This is a genomic window from Candidatus Krumholzibacteriia bacterium (assembly GCA_030748535.1).
Classification (GTDB): domain Bacteria; phylum Krumholzibacteriota; class Krumholzibacteriia; order JACNKJ01; family JACNKJ01; genus JASMLU01.
In genome coordinates this window covers 305318-322748 of record JASMLU010000001.1, presented here as the reverse complement: position 1 = coordinate 322748, position 17431 = coordinate 305318, and the positions used below count along the sequence as shown (strand labels likewise).

The 17431-nt window shown below is 57.4% G+C and carries 10 protein-coding genes; 8 read left to right on the top strand and 2 right to left on the bottom strand.

Annotation, left to right across the window (positions count from 1 at the left end; translation table 11 throughout):
* Positions 1-42 precede the first annotated feature (42 nt).
* The 3 genes from QGH30_01525 (at position 43) to QGH30_01515 (ending at position 7712) form a co-directional block, all read left to right on the top strand.
* Positions 43-1488: a TldD/PmbA family protein gene (locus tag QGH30_01525; GenBank protein ID MDP7021019.1), complete on the top strand. Its 1446-nt coding sequence runs from the start codon at positions 43-45 to the stop codon at positions 1486-1488.
* Positions 1485-2834 (top strand): TldD/PmbA family protein, encoded by a 1350-nt coding sequence (locus tag QGH30_01520; protein ID MDP7021018.1) that lies wholly within the window; start codon positions 1485-1487, stop codon positions 2832-2834. The genes QGH30_01525 and QGH30_01520 overlap by 4 nt, the downstream gene beginning before the upstream one ends.
* Before the next feature lie 189 nt (positions 2835-3023).
* A complete protein-coding gene (locus QGH30_01515; GenBank protein ID MDP7021017.1) occupies positions 3024-7712 on the top strand; it encodes a C25 family cysteine peptidase in 4689 nt (1562 codons plus the stop codon).
* Between the two features lie 56 nt (positions 7713-7768).
* Here QGH30_01515 and QGH30_01510 read toward each other — a convergent pair whose 3' ends face one another.
* Complete coding sequence (locus tag QGH30_01510; protein MDP7021016.1) at positions 7769-9238, bottom strand: bifunctional UDP-sugar hydrolase/5'-nucleotidase; 1470 nt, start codon at positions 9236-9238, stop codon at positions 7769-7771.
* Positions 9239-9294: 56 nt separating this feature from the next.
* Here QGH30_01510 and QGH30_01505 point away from each other — a divergent pair, with 56 nt between their 5' ends.
* From QGH30_01505 to QGH30_01495, 3 genes are all read left to right on the top strand, one after another.
* Complete coding sequence (locus QGH30_01505) at positions 9295-10938, top strand: hypothetical protein (protein ID MDP7021015.1); 1644 nt, start codon at positions 9295-9297, stop codon at positions 10936-10938.
* Between the two features lie 35 nt (positions 10939-10973).
* Positions 10974-11558: a CDP-alcohol phosphatidyltransferase family protein gene (locus QGH30_01500; protein MDP7021014.1), complete on the top strand. Its 585-nt coding sequence runs from the start codon at positions 10974-10976 to the stop codon at positions 11556-11558.
* Positions 11559-11682: 124 nt separating this feature from the next.
* Complete coding sequence (locus QGH30_01495; protein ID MDP7021013.1) at positions 11683-12909, top strand: HAMP domain-containing sensor histidine kinase; 1227 nt, start codon at positions 11683-11685, stop codon at positions 12907-12909.
* Here QGH30_01495 and QGH30_01490 read toward each other — a convergent pair.
* Positions 12863-13471 carry an energy transducer TonB gene (locus QGH30_01490; protein ID MDP7021012.1) on the bottom strand — a complete coding sequence of 203 codons (609 nt, stop codon included), beginning with the start codon at positions 13469-13471 and terminating at the stop codon, positions 12863-12865. The genes QGH30_01495 and QGH30_01490 overlap by 47 nt on opposite strands.
* A gap of 103 nt (positions 13472-13574) precedes the next feature.
* Between QGH30_01490 and QGH30_01485 the strand changes: the two genes are divergently transcribed.
* Together QGH30_01485 and QGH30_01480 are read left to right on the top strand one after the other, a co-directional pair.
* Entirely contained in the window at positions 13575-15050 is a 1476-nt protein-coding gene (locus QGH30_01485) for an amidohydrolase family protein (protein ID MDP7021011.1), read from the top strand.
* Positions 15047-17407: a hypothetical protein gene (locus tag QGH30_01480; GenBank protein MDP7021010.1), complete on the top strand. Its 2361-nt coding sequence runs from the start codon at positions 15047-15049 to the stop codon at positions 17405-17407. Before QGH30_01485 ends, QGH30_01480 begins: the two co-directional genes overlap by 4 nt.
* The last annotated feature ends 24 nt before the right edge of the window (positions 17408-17431 follow it).

Below are 17431 nucleotides of genomic sequence, written 5' to 3'. Positions count from 1 at the left end.
GAAGCCAGATAGAATCCGGAAGGCAAAAGAAAGAGGTGCAGAATGAAGGAACGAGTCCGGCGAGCTCTGGACACAGCAGTGAGCAGGGGAGCAGACTATGCGGATGTTCGGCATGAGGAAACCCTGTCGGAGGATCTGCAGGTCAAGAATGCGTCCATTTCCGAGGCAAGTCTCGCAGAGAGTCGGGGCATCGGAATTCGTGTGCTGAAGAACGGTGCCTGGGGCTTTGCGTCCACGGACAGGGCAGATCAGGAGTCGATTGATCGTGCCGCCGCAGAAGCGGTGGAAATCGCCAAGGCCAGTGCAAGGGTCAGCAACGATCCTGTGACCCTGGCGGGCGAGGAGGCTCAGCAAGGCCGCTGGGCGACTCCCTATGAGATTGACCCCTTTAGCGTTTCCAGGGAAGAGAAGCTGGATCGACTGTATCGAATGGAGGCCTCCCTGCATGGCGACGAAAGGGTGAAGCTGGGCTCTGCGCAGATGCACTTCGATCGCATGAAGATTCACTTTCTTTCTTCGGAAGGAGCGGATCTCGAACAGGATCTTCTCACCAGTGGTGGTGGGATCATGGCGGTTGCTTCGGACGGGGGCAGTATTCAGCGTCGAAGTTTTCCGGACTCTGCCGGTGGCATGCATCTGGGAGCGGGCTATGAGGTCATCGATGAGTACGATCTGGAGGAGAATGCCGAGCGCACGGCTTCCGAAGCGGTGGCCCTCTTGTCGGCAGAGGATTGCCCGGTGGGAGAGAAGGATATCATCCTGGACTGGAGCCAACTGGCTCTTCAGATTCACGAATCCTGTGGACATGCCAGTGAACTGGACCGGGTGCTCGGGATGGAAGCCAATTTCGCCGGCAAGAGCTTCCTGACCCTGGAGAAGCTCGGCAATTTCACTTACGGCAGTGAGCATGTGAATATCGTGGCCAACAACATGCTGGAACGAGGCCTGGCCACACGCGGCTGGGACGATGAAGGTGTCGCTTCGCAGAAGTGGCATGTGGTTCGGGGGGGTCAGTTCGAGTCCTACTTCACGAGCCGGGAACTGGCGAAGATCGAGGGGCGGGATCGAAGTCGGGGGTGCAATCGTTCGGAGGGCTGGAACCGGATTCCGATTATTCGGATCCCGAACCTCGGCCTTGCCCCCGGAAGCTGGGATCTCGAGGACCTGATTGCAGACACCGAGGACGGAATCTGGATGGAGACTAACCGGAGTTGGAGCATCGACCAGATGCGGCTGAACTTCCAGTTTTCCACGGAGATGGCCTGGGAGATCCGCAAGGGCAAGAAGACCCGAATGTTGCGGGGAGCGACCTACCAGAGCCGGACGCCGGATTTCTGGGCAGCCTGTGATGCGGTTTGCAACGAGAAGTGGTGGAAACCCTATGGGGTTATGAATTGCGGCAAGGGGGAGCCGGGCCAGATTGCCCGGATGACTCATGGTTCCTCTCCGGCCCGTTTCCGGAACATCCGCGTGGGGGTGAGCGAATGATCGAGATAAAGGAATTCGAACAGATATGCGAAACTGTTTTCTCCCACAGTTCCTCCGACGAGACGGAACTGGTTCTCGGGGGAGGGATGGAGAACCTGACACGTTTCGGCGAGAACCGGATCACGCAGAATGTTTCCGAAGAGCGCTATGAGTTGAGAATCCGGGTTCGTGTGGGACAACGATCAGGAGTGGCGACGACCAATGATTTTTCCTCGGAGAGCCTGAATCGCGTGACCGACGAAGCGATCCAGATCGCAAGGGCCCAAAAGGATGACCCGACGCTTCTTTCTTTCCACCGGGGGGATCGAAGGGTGGAGGATGGTGCCTGGCATGCCTCCTGTAGCGAACTGAGTGCGGATCAGCGGGCAGGCTGGGTGAAAACTGCCGTGGATCATGCGAAATCCCGGGGCATGGAAATCGGGGGAATTGCCCTGAGCCGGGACGGGAGCATCCGGGACTATGGAGAAATCGAGCCATTTGCCGTGGCCAACAGTTCCGGTCTCTTTCGATTCGGGTCTCTCAGTGAGTCCGTTCTGGAGGTGAGTGCTACGGCAGGAGATGGTGCAGGCCGCGCCCGTGCTTCCTTCCGGGATGCCGGCAAGATTGATGCTCTTGCGATTGCTCGCGATGCCTGTGACCGTGCCGAAGCAAGCCAAAATCCGGAGACGCTGCCTCCCGGCAAGTACCGGGTACTCTTTGAGGCAGAAGCCGTGCGCGATCTGATCTTCTTCTTTCACTACATCGGTCTCAATGGCCTCGGGGTCGCCGAGGGACGCAGCCCCTTGGCCGGGAAGATCGGCGAGCAAATCGTAGGAGAGAACATCACCCTGAGTGAGGATCCGGATCACCCGGATCTCTGGGGCCTGCGATTTGATGGAGAAGGGGTGGACTCGCGCAAGATGGATCTCATCCGCGATGGTCGGCTTCTTTCCTATCTCCATGACCGAAAGAGTGCCTCGCAACTGGACTCTGAACCTACGGGCCACGGGCTTCCCGCTCCCAACAGTTGGGGGGCGTTTCCCCGCTTCCCGCTCTTGAAGGGCGGCAAGAAGAATCTCGATGAGATGATTGCCGGTGTGGAGGACGGGGTTCTGGTGACTCGCCTCTGGTACACGAACATCGTGGATCCCATGAACATGATCATTACCGGGATGACACGAGACGGTACTTTCCGTATTCAGGAAGGTAAAATCGGCCCTGCAGTGAAGAACTTCCGTTTCAATCAGGGACTTCTGGACCTTTTCAGCCAGGTGGAAGAACTGGGCGAAGAGGTCTCCCTTGGCGGGGTAATTCTTCCGCACTTGCTGGTTCGGGATTTCACCTTCAGTAGCGGAACGGACTTCTAGAAATCACTCTCTCTTTGAGGGAGTTACTGGTAATTATGCCCCTTTCTGCGAAAGCAGAAAGGGGCATTCTTCTTGCAATCCCGCTCCGATCCCTTTCTCATTGCGATCTATGGGTGTTATAATTAAGGGGTTCCGGCTCGATTTAGCCTTCGACCGCAAGACGCAATCGAACTCATCCTGGAGGCATGGATGCGACTCCCGTTTCGGTATTTCACCCTTTTTCTGCTGTTATGCCTGTTTCCCGGTGTTTCCCTGCAGGCGGCTACCTATGTCCATGAGGCCCAGTTGACCGAATACGGCAAGGACCTGAAGACGGTCAAGGGAGGAGCCCCCGCGCTGGTGAGTACGGAGCATCTCCGTCAACCGCAACTTCCCCTCGAAAGCCTCCGCTACCTGATTCCGGCAGAAGAGAAAGTAAGCAGCCTCCGCATCGAAGTCCGGACTTCGGATGAACTGATTCTGGAGGAACTTCTCCCCGAGTTTCAGGGGCTTCCCGGGAGCGAGGGAACGATTGCCTCCCTTCCTGCCATGAGAAGCTCTCTCTATCCGGCAGAGCATCTCATTTCCTACAGCACAGCCAGTCTGCGAGGTTACCGGATTGCCGAAGTACTTCTCGCTCCCCTTCAGTACGAGAAGGCCTGGGAGGGAGGAGCCGTCCTTCATCGGCTTCAGTCCTGCAAGGTGATCATCGAGACGGAGCCGGATCCCTCGTCCCTTTTCCCTCTTCGCCAGAGCGGAAAGGCTGCCAAGCGCAGTCGTGAGGAAGTGCTCTCGCTGGTTCTCAATCCCGAGGCCATCGATTCCTATGCCCCATCCAGCATGAGAAGCTCGGATCGGGGGGTCTTTCAACCGCGGGATGTCCCCAGCATTGAAGGCAGTGGCGTGGACATGGTGATCGTAACAGACGCCGAGTTCGCAAGTATTTTTCAGAGCCTGGCCAACTACAAGACCGGAATCGGAATCTCCACGGTCGTAAGAGACATTGACTGGATTCGCAGTCACTATCCCCAGGGAGCAGATCTCCAGCAGACCATCCGCAGCTTCCTGCAGGATGCCTATGAAAACTGGGGGGTGCAGTTCGTTCTGCTCGCCGGAGACACTCCGAGTATCCCGGCTCGTTACATCCGCAGTTTCTTCCATCAGCCCTGGGTCATGTTGCCGTCGGATCTCTACTACGCACAGTTGGACGGAGACTGGAATGCAGACGGGGACGAGTTCTTCGGAGAACCGACCTACGGGAGCGAGACGGGGGACGGGGATGACATGTATGCCGATGTTTTCCTGGGCCGCCTTCCTGTGACCAATGTTGCGGAAGCCCAGTTGATGGTGGACAAGATCATCACCTACAGCGAAACCCCGGATCCCGGCTACGCAAAAGCAATCACGTTTCTGGGAGAGGTTCTCTTTCCCGCAGACTGGGAAATCACCGACCCCGTGGAATGGATTACTTCCAATGGCGCTGACTACTGTCAGGAGATCATTGAACAGAGTGTTCCCGGTGACATGGACCTGCTTCGCCTCTATGAGACCTACTGGCTTTACGAAGGTTCCTATCCTGAGTTGCTGGTGGACGTTCATGCGGATCTGGAGGAACGCGCTCACCTGGTGCATCACATGGGTCACGGTTTCCGCTACAACATGTCCTGCGGCGAGGGCAACTTCATGGCTTCGGACGCTTTGGCCATGCAGAATGGCCTGGACCACCTGATCAGCGTTTATGCGATGAACTGTACTTCCTGTGCTTTTGACTACTCCTGTTTGGGGGAGGCCTTCCTCCTTGCCGAAAACGGCGGAAGCATTTCCACGATCGGATCTGTACGGGAAGCATTTCCCCAGACGGCAGACATCTATCAGGAAACCTACTATGCGGCTCTTCTTGCAGACTCCTCTTCTCTTGGAGGAAGTTTCACATGGAGCCATAACAAATGGGCGATCTATGGTGTGAATGAGGGAAGCCATCGCTGGAGCCAGTTGTCCTGTGTGCTTTTCGGGGATCCCTCCATCGAGATCTGGCTGGATAATCCCGAGAGCATGGATCTTGCATTGACGGCTCCCTTCGATCTGGACAGTGAGTCTCTTTCCCTGTCCCTGAGCCAGAACGGGAGTCCCGTGGGTGATGCCCGCATTACCGCCATCATCGATGCTGAGGATAGGGCCCTGGGAACTACGGATGCCAGCGGACTGCTGACACTGCCCCTGCATGCAGACTCTCCGGGAACCCTTCAGCTTGCAGCAGTTGCCAACAACTGCCTGATCACGCGCCTGGATGTTCCGGTTATGGCCGGCAGTGGTCCCCGTCTTTCTGTGGAGAACCTGCAGGTCGAAGATAATCCCATGACGGATCTTGCGATCTCCGGGAATGCCGATGGCCTGGTGGATGCGGGAGAGACCTTCCGGCTTTCTTTCCGTGTCCTCAATGAGGGAAGCCAGACCGCAAGCAACCTCCAACTTGGCTTCAACTCCCCGGGCGGCGAGTTCCTGATTCTGGAGTCCAGCCATTCGCACGGAGGCGATCTTGCGGGCGGGGGATCCCTGGATCTGGACCTTGTTTTCCTGGTACAGGCACCTACGAATCTGGAGGACGGACTCCATGCCCTGATCGGTTTCGATTTCACTTTCGATTCCGGTACCCAGTCAGATGCCTCCGATCTTGCGATCCATGCTCCTCTGCCCCGGCTCTTCCGCTTCTTCATTGATGACAGTTCCGGAAATGGAGATGGTGAACCCAATGTCGGGGAAACCTATCGCCTGCTTCCGGAGTGGAAGAACTACGGGTCCACCATTACGGATGCCTGGTCGGTCGAGGCCTTTGCTCTGGATGCTGCCGGAAGTGTTCTGTCCTCCCCGATTGCGCTTCCTGCGATGGGGCTGATGGAAAGAACAGAGGGCGGCGAGTTCCTGTTCTCAGAGAGCGATGTCAGTTCTGCGAATCGTTTCGAGTTGGTATTCAGTGGTCCCTGGGGTGGAGAGCGTCGGGATACGATTACTGTTCGTCGCCCGACTCGTCCCATGAACCTGCTTCTTGACTCGAGTTTCGCAAGCACGGTCATCGACATGGTCTGGGACAATCCGGACACCACAGCGGCAGGCTTTCTTGTGTACCGTTCCCTGCAAAGCGGGGGACCCTATGAACTTGTCAGTAGCGAGTCTCTGGACTTTACCTACTTCCGAAACGATGGGCTTTCCGAGAGCACGGATTACTACTTCCTGATTGAAGGTATCAGCGAGTCCGGTTTCCGTAGCCTGCCTACCGAAGAAGCCCAGGCGAGCACAAATCCCTCCATGCTTGAAGGCTGGCCTCTGGAAACCGCCTGGGGGACAGCCTGTAGCCCCGTTATCGGGGATATTGACGGCCAGGAGGGCAAGGAGATCGTCGTTGGCTCCAATCGCATCTATGCCTGGCATGCCGATGGCACGGAAGTGATCGACGGGGACAACGACTCGGGAAGCTATGGAGTGCTTTCCGATGAGGGGGATCTCTTTACGGCCAGTCTTGCTCTTGCCCAGTTGGAACCCATGAGCCCGGGTCTTGAGATTGTGGGCTTCAGCAGGAACACGAATGAACTCTATGTATTCCGTGGAACCGGGGATGTTGCTCCCGGATGGCCGGTCTCTCTTCCGGATTGGGCCTGGGCGACACCGGCGGTTGCAGACATCGACGCAGACGGCACGATGGAAATTGCAGTCCTTTGCCTGAACAGCATCCTCTACATCTTCAACCACGATGGTAGCAGCTACTTGTCGGGGGCAGGGGGAGTCTTTGCGACCGGAATCGGATACTGGTCGAGGTCCAGCCCCGCACTTTGCCAACTGGATGACGATGATGAGTTGGAAGTGGTGGTCGGAAGCAAGCTGAACAAGGTCTACGCCTGGAACCACGATGGTAGTACGCTCCCCGGGTGGCCGGTGAGCGTGGGCGGCGCTGTCTACTCCAGTCCGGCCATCGGTGACCTGGATGGAGATGAAGTGAACGAGGTCGTGTTCCTGACCGATGCCGGCTACCTCTATGCGGTTCGCAATACGGGGATGCTCTTCAATGCCGGCTTCCCGGTTCCTCTGTCCAACACATCTCTTGGCCTGCCTCCCAGTCCTGCAATCGTGGACTTTGAGGGCGACGGGCAGATGGAAATCGTGGCGGCCGGGATCCAGAGTTACACGAGCATGAATGTCATCGTCTGTGACAATCAGGGGAATGTCCTCCCCGGCTGGCCGGTCCACCTCGAAGACAGCAGTGAGGCAAGTCCGGTGGTCGTGGATCTTGATGGCGATCGCGAACTGGAAATCATGCTCGGCACCGAGCGGGGTCTTTTTTACGCCTGGAATCTGGATGGAAGCCTGATGAGCGGTTTCCCGATTCTGACACAGGCGGAAGTCCGCAGTTCTCCGACCATTGATGATCTGGACGGAAACCTCACGGTGGATGTGGCTCTCATGGGCTGGGATGCCTTCGTCTATGTCTGGGATATGCCGACGCCCTATTACAACGGCCTTGCCCAGTGGAAGATGTTTCGTGCCAATCCCGCACGCACCGGTGTCTTCACGCCGGAAGTGCCCTTGGTGGGAGTGGATGAGGATCCACAGCTACCGGCCAATGCCATGCTCTACGCCAACTTCCCGAACCCTTTCAATCCGAGTACCACGATCCGTTTCGTGACACCGGCCGGAAGCGGAACCCTGCCCGTGCGGATCTCGATCCATGATGTACGGGGAAGAAGCGTAAAGGTCTTGCATGATGGAGAGATGGCACGAGGAAGCATGCAGGAACTGAACTGGGACGGGCTGGACTCCTCGGGCATGGCTCTGCCGAGCGGGATCTACTTTACCCGGCTGGAAATCGACGGCGACAGCTTCAGTCGGAAGATGCTGCTCTTGAAGTAAGTTCGTTTGCCAAGGAAAGCGATTTTGCCCCGCCTTCATTGGCGGGGCTTTTTATGTCACTCAATGATGAAGTTGGGAGCATAGTCTTCGGGTGCAGGGGAGAAGCCCTCCAATAGGCGCTTCTCAAACTCGTCTCTTGAAAAGATGTCAAGGGTCTCTGCCTCAAGGGCCTCCTGAAGAAGCGTAAAGCCGTCACCGCCGCCATAGAGGAAGTCCAGGGTAGCCAGGAGATAGTCTTTTGCGGGATCCAGTTTCTGTCCGTCGATGCGGATGTCCCTGGCCTGGCCCTCATGGATTCGGTACTCGATCCCGGAGGTCTGCCCGAAACGGTGGCTGTTCAGTCCGGAGGCGATGAAATTGAAGAGCGTCTGGATCTGGTCCCCCCGGAATCGAAGTCTCATGATATGATTGTCGAAGGGAAGCAGGGTGAAGAGATCTTCCCTGCGGAGATCACCTTCCTTGAGAAAGGTCCGATAGCCTCCGACATTCTGGAGACCAATGTCCGCGCCGGCTGCCTGCTGCATGATGGACGCAACCATCTGCCCTAAAGGATCCGGCTGAGACGACTTTCCGGGAATGCCGAAGTCACCCCGAAGCCGGCCCAGCACGACATTCATTTCCCGGTCCACGAGATGTGAGGCTCTTTCCACAATCGCCTGCACATTTTCATCAAGGGGCCAGTCCTCCCGAACCTCCTCCAGAGTTTCTTCAAAGCGCCAGCTACCGTCTCCGTTTTGCCAGGCCTTCAGTACCCCCAGATTGTATCCGTAGCAGCCAGTCTGGCAGATGGTAACCGGGCCCCGAAGCTCCGGTTCATAAAGAAAGCTGTGGCTGTGTCCGCCGATGATCAGGGGAACCTCCGGCACTGCATCAGCAATGGTCCGGTCCTCATTCAGTCCGCAGTGGCTGAGGGCAAGCGTCAGATCCGCCTGGCTCTTTCGGTCCTGGAGCCAACTTGCCAGCGCCTTTTCAGGCGGAAGGACGAGGAGCTCTCCTCTAGCGGCCTCACCGCAGATTTCGTCCAGAGAGCCGGTGAGCAGTCCTACTGCATCGATGCTGAAGCCGCCTGCTTCCAGTCGCATGGCGGCAGGAAGCAGGGCACTTCCATCGGCCCGGTTCAGGTTTGCGCAAACGACGGGAAAGCTCGACTTCTTCATGGCCCGGAAGAAGTTCGCCGACCCATCGTCGAGTTCATGATTGCCCAGACACATCAGGTCGCAGTGCATTGCGCTGAGGAGTTCCACCCCCAGACTTCCCCGGTGAAAGTGGTAGAAGGGCGTTCCCTGAAACAGGTCTCCTGCATCCAGGTAGAGGAAACGGTCGCCGTACTCCGCGCGCAGCTCTGCAATCCTGCCGGCGATTCTCGCAATGCCGCCCCGGATTTCACCGCTGCGACTCTCAAAGGGGCGGTAGTGTGCGTGAAGGTCATTGGTATGGGCAATGACAAGATCAGGAGCCTCTTCGGCCTGAAGAGGAAGGAAGGCAAGAATGAGCAGAAAGAGGGTCAGCTGATGGATTCTGCGCATGGGGATTCTCCTTGAGGAAGGCTCTGTTTCAGCGTAGTTTTCATCCGGGAGGGATTATGAAATCGACGATAGGGCATGGCAAGGTTTTCCTCGGGCTTCTTTTCCTGCTTTCCTGTGCGGAAAACCCCGGACAGCCTCCGCTGGACAATCATGCACCGGAAATCATCAGCATGGAAATACTGGGAGACAAGCCAGTCGTCGCAGCAGGCGAGACCGTGACCCTCCAGGTGATGACCACGGATCTGGACGGGGATCCTCTTTTGTTTGTATGGAGCGGAGAGGGCCTGAGCCCGGATACTCTCAGCGCCAGCACGATTGCCTGGACCGTGCCAGCGTCCTACGGAACGCAGACGGTCAGTTGTTCCGTGACCGATGGCGACAAGAGCGATTCCTACAGCAAATCCTGGGAAGTGGGACTGAAACTAAGTCCCTCCTCCTATGGAGAGATTCAGGGGAGTGAGCTCCTCTGGGTAAACGAGGATTCCGGTGGTCCTCCCTTCTATGTTCTTACCGGGCAGATTGAACTTCCCGAGGGAGTCAGTCTCCGCATCGAGGAGAACTGTAGCTTCTGGTGTGATCCCTCGAGTCGGGTGACCGTCTATTCAGATCTGGATATCGAGGGAACAGGAGTGACGGATCGTCCCGTTCACTTTCAGCCCCGAACCATGTCCACTTCTTCGGAAACCTGGTGGAAGGGTCTCCGCGTGGGGGAGTACCAGAATCAGGAAGTGCGGATCAAGGGGCTCGTCATTGAGAACGCGGAACATGCTGTCCTCGATGAGACTTGGGGGAATCTGGCTCTCCTTTCCATTCAGTCTTCGAAGTTTGTGAACTGCAACCAGGGAGTCAAGGCATCGGACACCCGCATCGAAATTCTGGGGCTTTCTCTGGATTCGACTCGCAAGGGGATTGAAGCCGATGCCTGCAATCTCTCCCTGGAGACCTGCGGCTTCACGAATTGTTACTCCTACGGCATTGCCCTGAGGAACTCCAGTAGCGGCTACTGCCTGAATTCTGTCTTCTCGGATGCCACGGCTCTGGGGATTCGACTGTCGGGAAACTCCTATCTCGTTACCCAAGGCTGCAACTTTACGACTTCCGTGGAGACATTTCTTGAGATTGGCGAAGGTTTCGAGGAAGGGGCTCCCCAGATTGATGCCCGCTGTAACTACTGGGGAGGCCTGACAAGTACGGAAATTGCAGCCAGAATTGTCAACTCCGGCGCGGTGGCGGTGGGAGTGCAGTTCCTCCCTCTTCTGGAGCCGCCGCCCAGCCAGACCTGTGAACTGGAGGCCGAGGTCACTTTTCAGAGCCTGGAAACCTACTCTGAAAACCATCCCCTGGAGGGCCACGAGGACTACGAGGATTACGACTTCTCCCTTCCTCATTCCGGCTTTCCCGCAACGGCTCTGCGCCTGAGCCTGAGCAATCCGGAAGAGGCCATGCTCTTTCTGGAATGGAGCAGCCCGGATGATGTCTATTTCTGCCGGGAAGAAGGCCCCATCATCGACTGGGCTTCCGGATATATGGACGAGACTTTCGCCTACTATCCCGGGCAAAGTGACGGCATCGATGGATCTTCCATCTATTTCGTGACCTACGAAACTGAAGAAGTAACGCTGAGAGTAGACTGGACCTGGGTAGCAGGTGGAAATGTTCTGGAAACCGGTTATGCGGACAGCACTTTCACCCTCCCCTAGTTGATCCTGATCGAAGGAATTGATAGGATCCTTGCATGAGTAAGTCATCCCACAGGCAGTATGATCGCATTCTGACGATCCCCAACCTTCTCAGCGGGATCCGGGTACTGATGGCCCTGCTTGCGGCGCTTCTCTTTTTCTTTCGGGGGCCGACTCTCTTTCCGGCTCTTCTCTGTACGGTGGCGGCCTTGCTGGACACTCTCGACGGTTATATTGCCCGAAGAGCCAACCAGATCAGTCGCTTGGGAGAACACCTCGATCCTCTGGCGGACAAGATCCTAATCTCGGTGATCTTCCTCGCGCTGGCTCATTTTTCGGGCAGCTTGCTGGCCTGGGTTTTTGTTCTGCTGCTTCTTGTCCGGGAGTGGGGGATCACCTGGCTGAGAGAACGCTACCAGAGAAAGACCGGACTTTCTCTTCCGGCCGACCGGCTGGGAAAGTGGAAGATGCTTCTTCAGTCGATTCTAGGAAACGGGCTTCTGATTCTGCTCGGCCTCGGTGCATCTGCCAAGAGCCCGACCTTTACCCTGCTGCTTCTTCTCTCCCTGATCCTGATTCTGGTCCTGGCCTCCGTCTCCGCTTTTCGCTACTTCGGAGCCATGCGCAGCACGGTGGAATGAGAGTTGCAACTCTCTTCATTGTGAAATCGGGCGAAACTTCAAGTCATTGTCCCATAGGCAACTAGAGGCCTGCCCGAAAGTGCTTTCGAGAGACAGGGGGCTTCCCCTGCGCAAGGAGTGACCGGTGCAGGATATTCTCGTGCCAGCAAGTCCATTGACCGCGGCGGATTCGGGCCTGGCTTCCTATGCGAGCCTGCAGAGCTATCGGGAAATCGCGCGACTTACTTCAAAGCTGCTCGGACAGAAGAAGAGCCGGGGTTTTCTCTTGCTGCCGTCCCTTCAGCCGAAGGAGTGGAGTCTCTTTCCCCTGAGTGGCGACAGTCCCTTTCCCGTACCGGAGGGTCACTTTCTACCCCGCGACTTTCTCTCCGACCCGCTGCCCAAGCGTCTGACGGCTTCTTCCATGAAAGTGCCCGGGCTCCTGATCCGGTCCCGGGACTGTTTTCGGGTCTTTCCCTTTTGCGGAGAGGGGCAATTCCGTGGCGCACTGCTTCTCCCGGAGAGAAAGCAGACGGACAAGAATGACCTGCCTACAATCCGCAATCTTCTTCCGGTTCTCAGCATGACTGCAGAGCGCCTTCATCTGCTTCGCGGACGGGAGGACTCTTCTGTAGAAGGGAATGAACTGGAGCAGAGGAAATCGGATTTTCTCAACAGCATCAGTCATGAGCTTCGAACGCCTCTGACCAGTATTCTTGCCTATTCAGAACTTGCGATGAAAGAGTCCGAAGCCGGGAGCAGCAAGTTTCAGGATTTCCTGGAAGGGATCCGTAATTCAGCTTCCCAGTTGGATCAACTGGTGCGGGAACTTCTCACGCTCTCGGACATGTCCTCTCCGCAACTGGATCTGGATCTGCAGGAGTTTGCCTTCCCGAGCCTGATCCGCGATTACCTGCAGGAGAAATCCGGAGGCGAAGAACGCATTCAAGTTCCTGCAGAGCTTCCCAGCTACCGGGTTCTTGCAGATTGCCGACACTTTTCGAGCGTACTGGATCATCTGCTGGACAATGCTCTCAAGTTCTCCCCGGACGAAAATCCGGTTCATCTGTCATGGAGCTTCATTCCGGGGCGGAGAAAGAGCGACCTCAGTGATTTCTTGCGTCTTGATGTACAAGACCAGGGCCGGGGGATCCCCCGGGAGGAACAGGAGAAGATTTTCCAGAAGTTCTATCGGGTGAGGACCCTGGAGTCCCGGGCGGAAGCAGGGACCGGTCTGGGTCTGGCTCTAGCGCGGGAACTGGTCGAAGCCATGGGGGGACGCCTCTGGGTGAGGAGTGAAGTGGGACAGGGATCCACCTTCTCCTTTACTCTTCCGGTCCCCCGCCCTCTCCAAAACGAATCTCATAACTGACCTGGCTGGGCACCTTCTTCCCGTCTCGCAAGGCGGGGCGGAAGCGAAGTCCGCGGACAATTCTCTCGGCCTCTTTCTCGCAGGGCGGGCAGTCAAAGGTGTCCAGGGTTTCCCAGCGAGTGACCTCTCCCCTGCGATCCACAAAGACCCGGTAACGGAAAACGCCTCCCTCTCCAAAGTCATCAATCCGTGGCCATTCCTGATAAAGGAGTCGCGCAGAGCGATTTCCCTGTCCCCTTTGGCCGGGAGATTCCCTGGGGGGAGTGGAGGGGCGGGAGTTCTCTGCCGTCATTTCCCGGGTCTCCAGTATCGCTTCGGGAACAGCTTCCGCGTTCTCGGCAACAGCGTCTTCACTGCTCTCAGCGGGATCTTCGGGCGACTCTTCCGTCTTACGGGGGTCGCTGGGATCCCAGGTGATCTCCGGATTCCATTCCCCGGAAGCAGCCCAGGTCTCCGGCTCTCCCTGCATTCCCTCGAAGAAGCGCGGGAAGAACTCAAAGAGCAGCACGACCAGCAAGAGACCTGCGATCAGGATAAAAGGAATCCAGCGAAGCCTGTGCAAAAGGGACTCCCCGGTTGCAGTAGGGGGTGGGAAACTTGTATAAAACCTGAAGACTTCTTACCCGAATAGCAAGCAGGTTTTCCCTTTGCACGAACTTCTTCCCTTGAAAGAAGCACTGGATAAGAACCTTCCTGGGCAGATCCTTCTCGAGGGCCTGAACATCCGGGACGGCGAGGGTGCGTTGCATCGCCAATCCTCGATCGGAATCTCCGGAGAGCGTTTTGTGTCGGATGAGTCCTCAGCGGCGCTTCGCCTGAACCTGCGGGGTTGGACACTTTTGCCCGGTCTCTGCGATGCCCACCTTCATCTCTTCCACGAGGCCGACAGAAATTGCTCGGTCGATCTCTCCGGGCTTTCCTCCCGCGACGAACTCTGGAAGAGACTGGAAGAAGCAGAGGGGGATGCCCCGCTGCTGGGGATGAGCTGGGATGAGAGTGAGTGGGAGGATTCCCGATTCCCCCGTCGCGAAGAACTGGACCGGCGTTTCCCGGGGCGCGAAATCGCACTGGTTCGCATCTGTGGCCATGCGGCCGTCGGCTCCACAGCCGCCCTTCAGCGTTGCTCCCTTCTGGATTCCGAAAGTGCTTCCGGTCTTCTGCTGGAAAGGGATGCCTATGCCATCCGTCGAGTCTTCGCAGCGGGAGAGGAGCGCCTGCTTCATGAAGCCGGCAAACTGGGCGCGGAAATGGCATCGGAGGGGATTACTCATCTGACAGAAATGGGAGCTTCCCGTCTTCATGAAAGAGTGGGAAGTCTTCCCGACGATTTCCCGCTGGAGATTGACTACTACCTTCCTGTTTCTGCGGGGAAGGAACTTCCCGAAGCTACTCACGCCCCGCTTCCGCACCGCTTTCTCGGCTACAAGTTCTTCCTCGACGGATCTCTCGGGGCAAGGAGCGCCGCTCTTCGCTCTGAGTATCGGGAAGGGGGACGAGGGCAGCTTCTATGGGAGAGGGATGCTCTGCGGAAACGATGTGATGAGATCTTCCGGCGGGGACAGGGAGTTTCCTTTCATGCCATCGGGGATCGTGCCATTGATCAGGCGCTGGATATTTTGGAGGATCTCTCCGCTCCGCAGGCTTCCGCCAGAATCGAACATCTGGAGATGGCAAACCCGAAGCAGATGGAGAGGATTGCCCGTCTCGGAGTCGGAGCCTGCCTGCAACCCAATTTCATGGATCGCTGGGGTCGTCCCGGGGGCCTGTATGAGCAGCGTTTCGGGAAAGACTTCCAGTCTCTCTTTCCGGCTCCGGGTGCCTTCCGCAAACGGGGGCTTCAGCCTGCCTATGGAACCGACGGGATGCCCCGGGACCTCTGGGCTGCCATGAGGGCGGCCGTGGACCCTTCGCTCTTTGGGGAAGAAGCAGATCATCCCGCCCAGGCCTTGTCGGCTGTGAGCTTCGATGCCGCCCGTCTTGTCTCCGCAGACGGAGAGCGGGGGAGTGTAAGACCCGGGAAGAGTGCAGACTTTTTCCTTGTCGCCGAAGACCCTCTCCTTCAGGATTTCGCTCGCTCACTTTCCAGCGCAATGACGGTTCGTGCAGGACAAGTTACCCACTTTCATGAAGGAAGCTCATGAAGCGAATCCTGTTTCCGCTACTTCTCCTTGCGGCCTGTTCCCCGGATCACCCGACAGGTCCTCCTCTTCCTCCTCCCGGAGATGAGATAAGGATCCTGGTGGTTTCCGGTGAGAATCAGGAAGCCCGCATTCAGGAGGAACTCCCTCTTCCGCTTCTTTTCCGGGTGGTGGATGAGGAGGGGGATCCGGTGGCGGGAGAAACCGTGTTTTTCGAAATGGAAAACGGGGAGGCTGTCTTCGATCCGCCCTCCACGCCGAGTTCCGCAGACGGCCTGGTGGAAACCCGGGTGACCCTGGGGACGGTGGCAGGAGACCTCTGGGTGCTTCCCGGCATTGATTCGGATCTGTTTTCGGGGGCCGAGTCTCTTCTGCTTATCGCCCTTCCCGGTGATGCGGCAAACCTGCAGTGGATCTTCGGTTCCGGGCAGAAGGACGCTCCTTCTGCCACTCTTCAGGAAACCCTCTTGATGGGTGTTTTCGATGAGTGGGGCAACGGGGTTCCAGGAGTCAGCGTGGGGGTGACAGCGCCGGGAGGATCTTCCGTGACTCCGGCTAGCGGGATCAGTGACGACGAAGGACAGTGTTCCTTTGTCTGGACTCTCGGAGGGGACCTCGGTGACTACGAACTTCTGGCCAGCAGCGCCGGGATTGCCACTGCGCAGGCGACGGCCATAGCCGACCTTCCTCCCCATGTAAACGACTACTCTCCTCCGGGTCCTCTCGGGCCCGGTGATTTTCTGAATGTCTATGGAGAGAATTTCTGCCTGGAACCGGAATTCAACACTCTGCGCCTGGGCGGCCGTGATCTGGACATCGTAAGTGCCACAGAGACCCAGCTTCGCTCCCGTCTTCCCGACGACATGGCCATGGGCTGGTACGAACTTACCCTTTCTGTGGGTAGCCAGTCGGCAAACGCTTCGCTGGATTCCCTGGCCGTTGCACCCGGCTATGGAGTCGTGACGGATCTGGGCCTGGTCGAAGGAGAACTCCCCCTGTCACTTCTGCTCGACGGGGGAGAGAGCGATTATCTCTTTCTTGTCTACAGCCTGAAAGAGAGCGGACCCTATGAACTGCTTCCCTACTCAGCGGGCCCCGATCGGGAGACGGAGACTCGCGCTCAGGATCGAAGCCTCTCGCCAGTCGATCTCTTTCACCAGCGGCTTCTGATGGCCCGGGGGAGCCGCCCGGGGAATCCACCGGCCGTCTCGCCTCGTTCATCGCCTGTCAGCGTCCGAGACTTCCAGGTGCTTTCGGATGCCTTCGGCAATATCTACTCTCCCTCGGATTACGAGACGGTTCAGGCCACCCTGCGATACAGCGGCAGCCAGGCTCTTCTCTACGTGGACAGCCGGGATGACTCCTCCCTGCCCCAGGCTTCCGTGGACGAACTGGGACTTCTCTTCGACACGCTGATACATCCGCAGGACACTGCGAGCTTTGGAGAGGAAAGTGACATTGATTCCAATGGAAAGGTGATGATCCTGCTCAGTCGGGTAGTCAATGCCATGACCACCTGGAGCGATGGAAGCTATGTGGGCGGCTTTTTCAATCCCGTGGATCTCGATGTCTGGAGCTCTCCTTCCGGTTGCAGCAATCATGGGGAGGTCTTCTTTGCCATCGTTCCGGATCCTGTCGGCGAGTTCAGCCCGGTTCCTCACAGCCTCTCCTCGACCCTTTCCTCGCTTCCGCCCATTCTGGCCCACGAGTTTCAGCACATGATCAACATGGGCCAGCGGCACATTGTTCACGGCAATTACCAGACTCCGCAGGAAGAGCTCTGGCTGAACGAGGGGCTCAGCCATCTGGCCGAGAATCTTTGCGGCTTTGATGAGCAGAACCAGAGCCGGGTCAGCCTGTATCTACATAGCAGGGCTCATCGCAACTGGGCTCTGGCGTCTCTTGATGGTGCGGCGACCGTGGGAAACAGTCTGGCGGAGCGGGGGGCATCCTATCTCTTCTGCCGCTATCTGGAAGATCGCTGGCCGGGGAGCGTCCGGAACCTGGTGCAGTCTGTCCTGCCGGGCAGGGAGAATGTCACTTCCGCCTGCGAGGAAGATTTCGAACAGGTCTTCAAGGACTGGATTGCGGCGATCTATCTGGACGACCGGGAGGGCGAGGACTCCGATCCGCGCTACCAGTTCAGCAGCCATAACCTCCGCCTGGACTTTCCCTATTCAAATCAGGATGAACCTCTGGCGATTCCCCTGAACTCGGGATCCATGAGTTCCTCGCTCATGCCCATGTCTTTCGATCTTCAGGGTCTGGAGACGGGAGCTGCTCCGGGGATTCTCGAAATGTTGGTGGAGGCTCCTTCGGCTTCCAGAATCGGTCTTCTTCTGCTGCGAACCCGTCTTTGACTTGACGAAAGCGAGTCCTTGCCC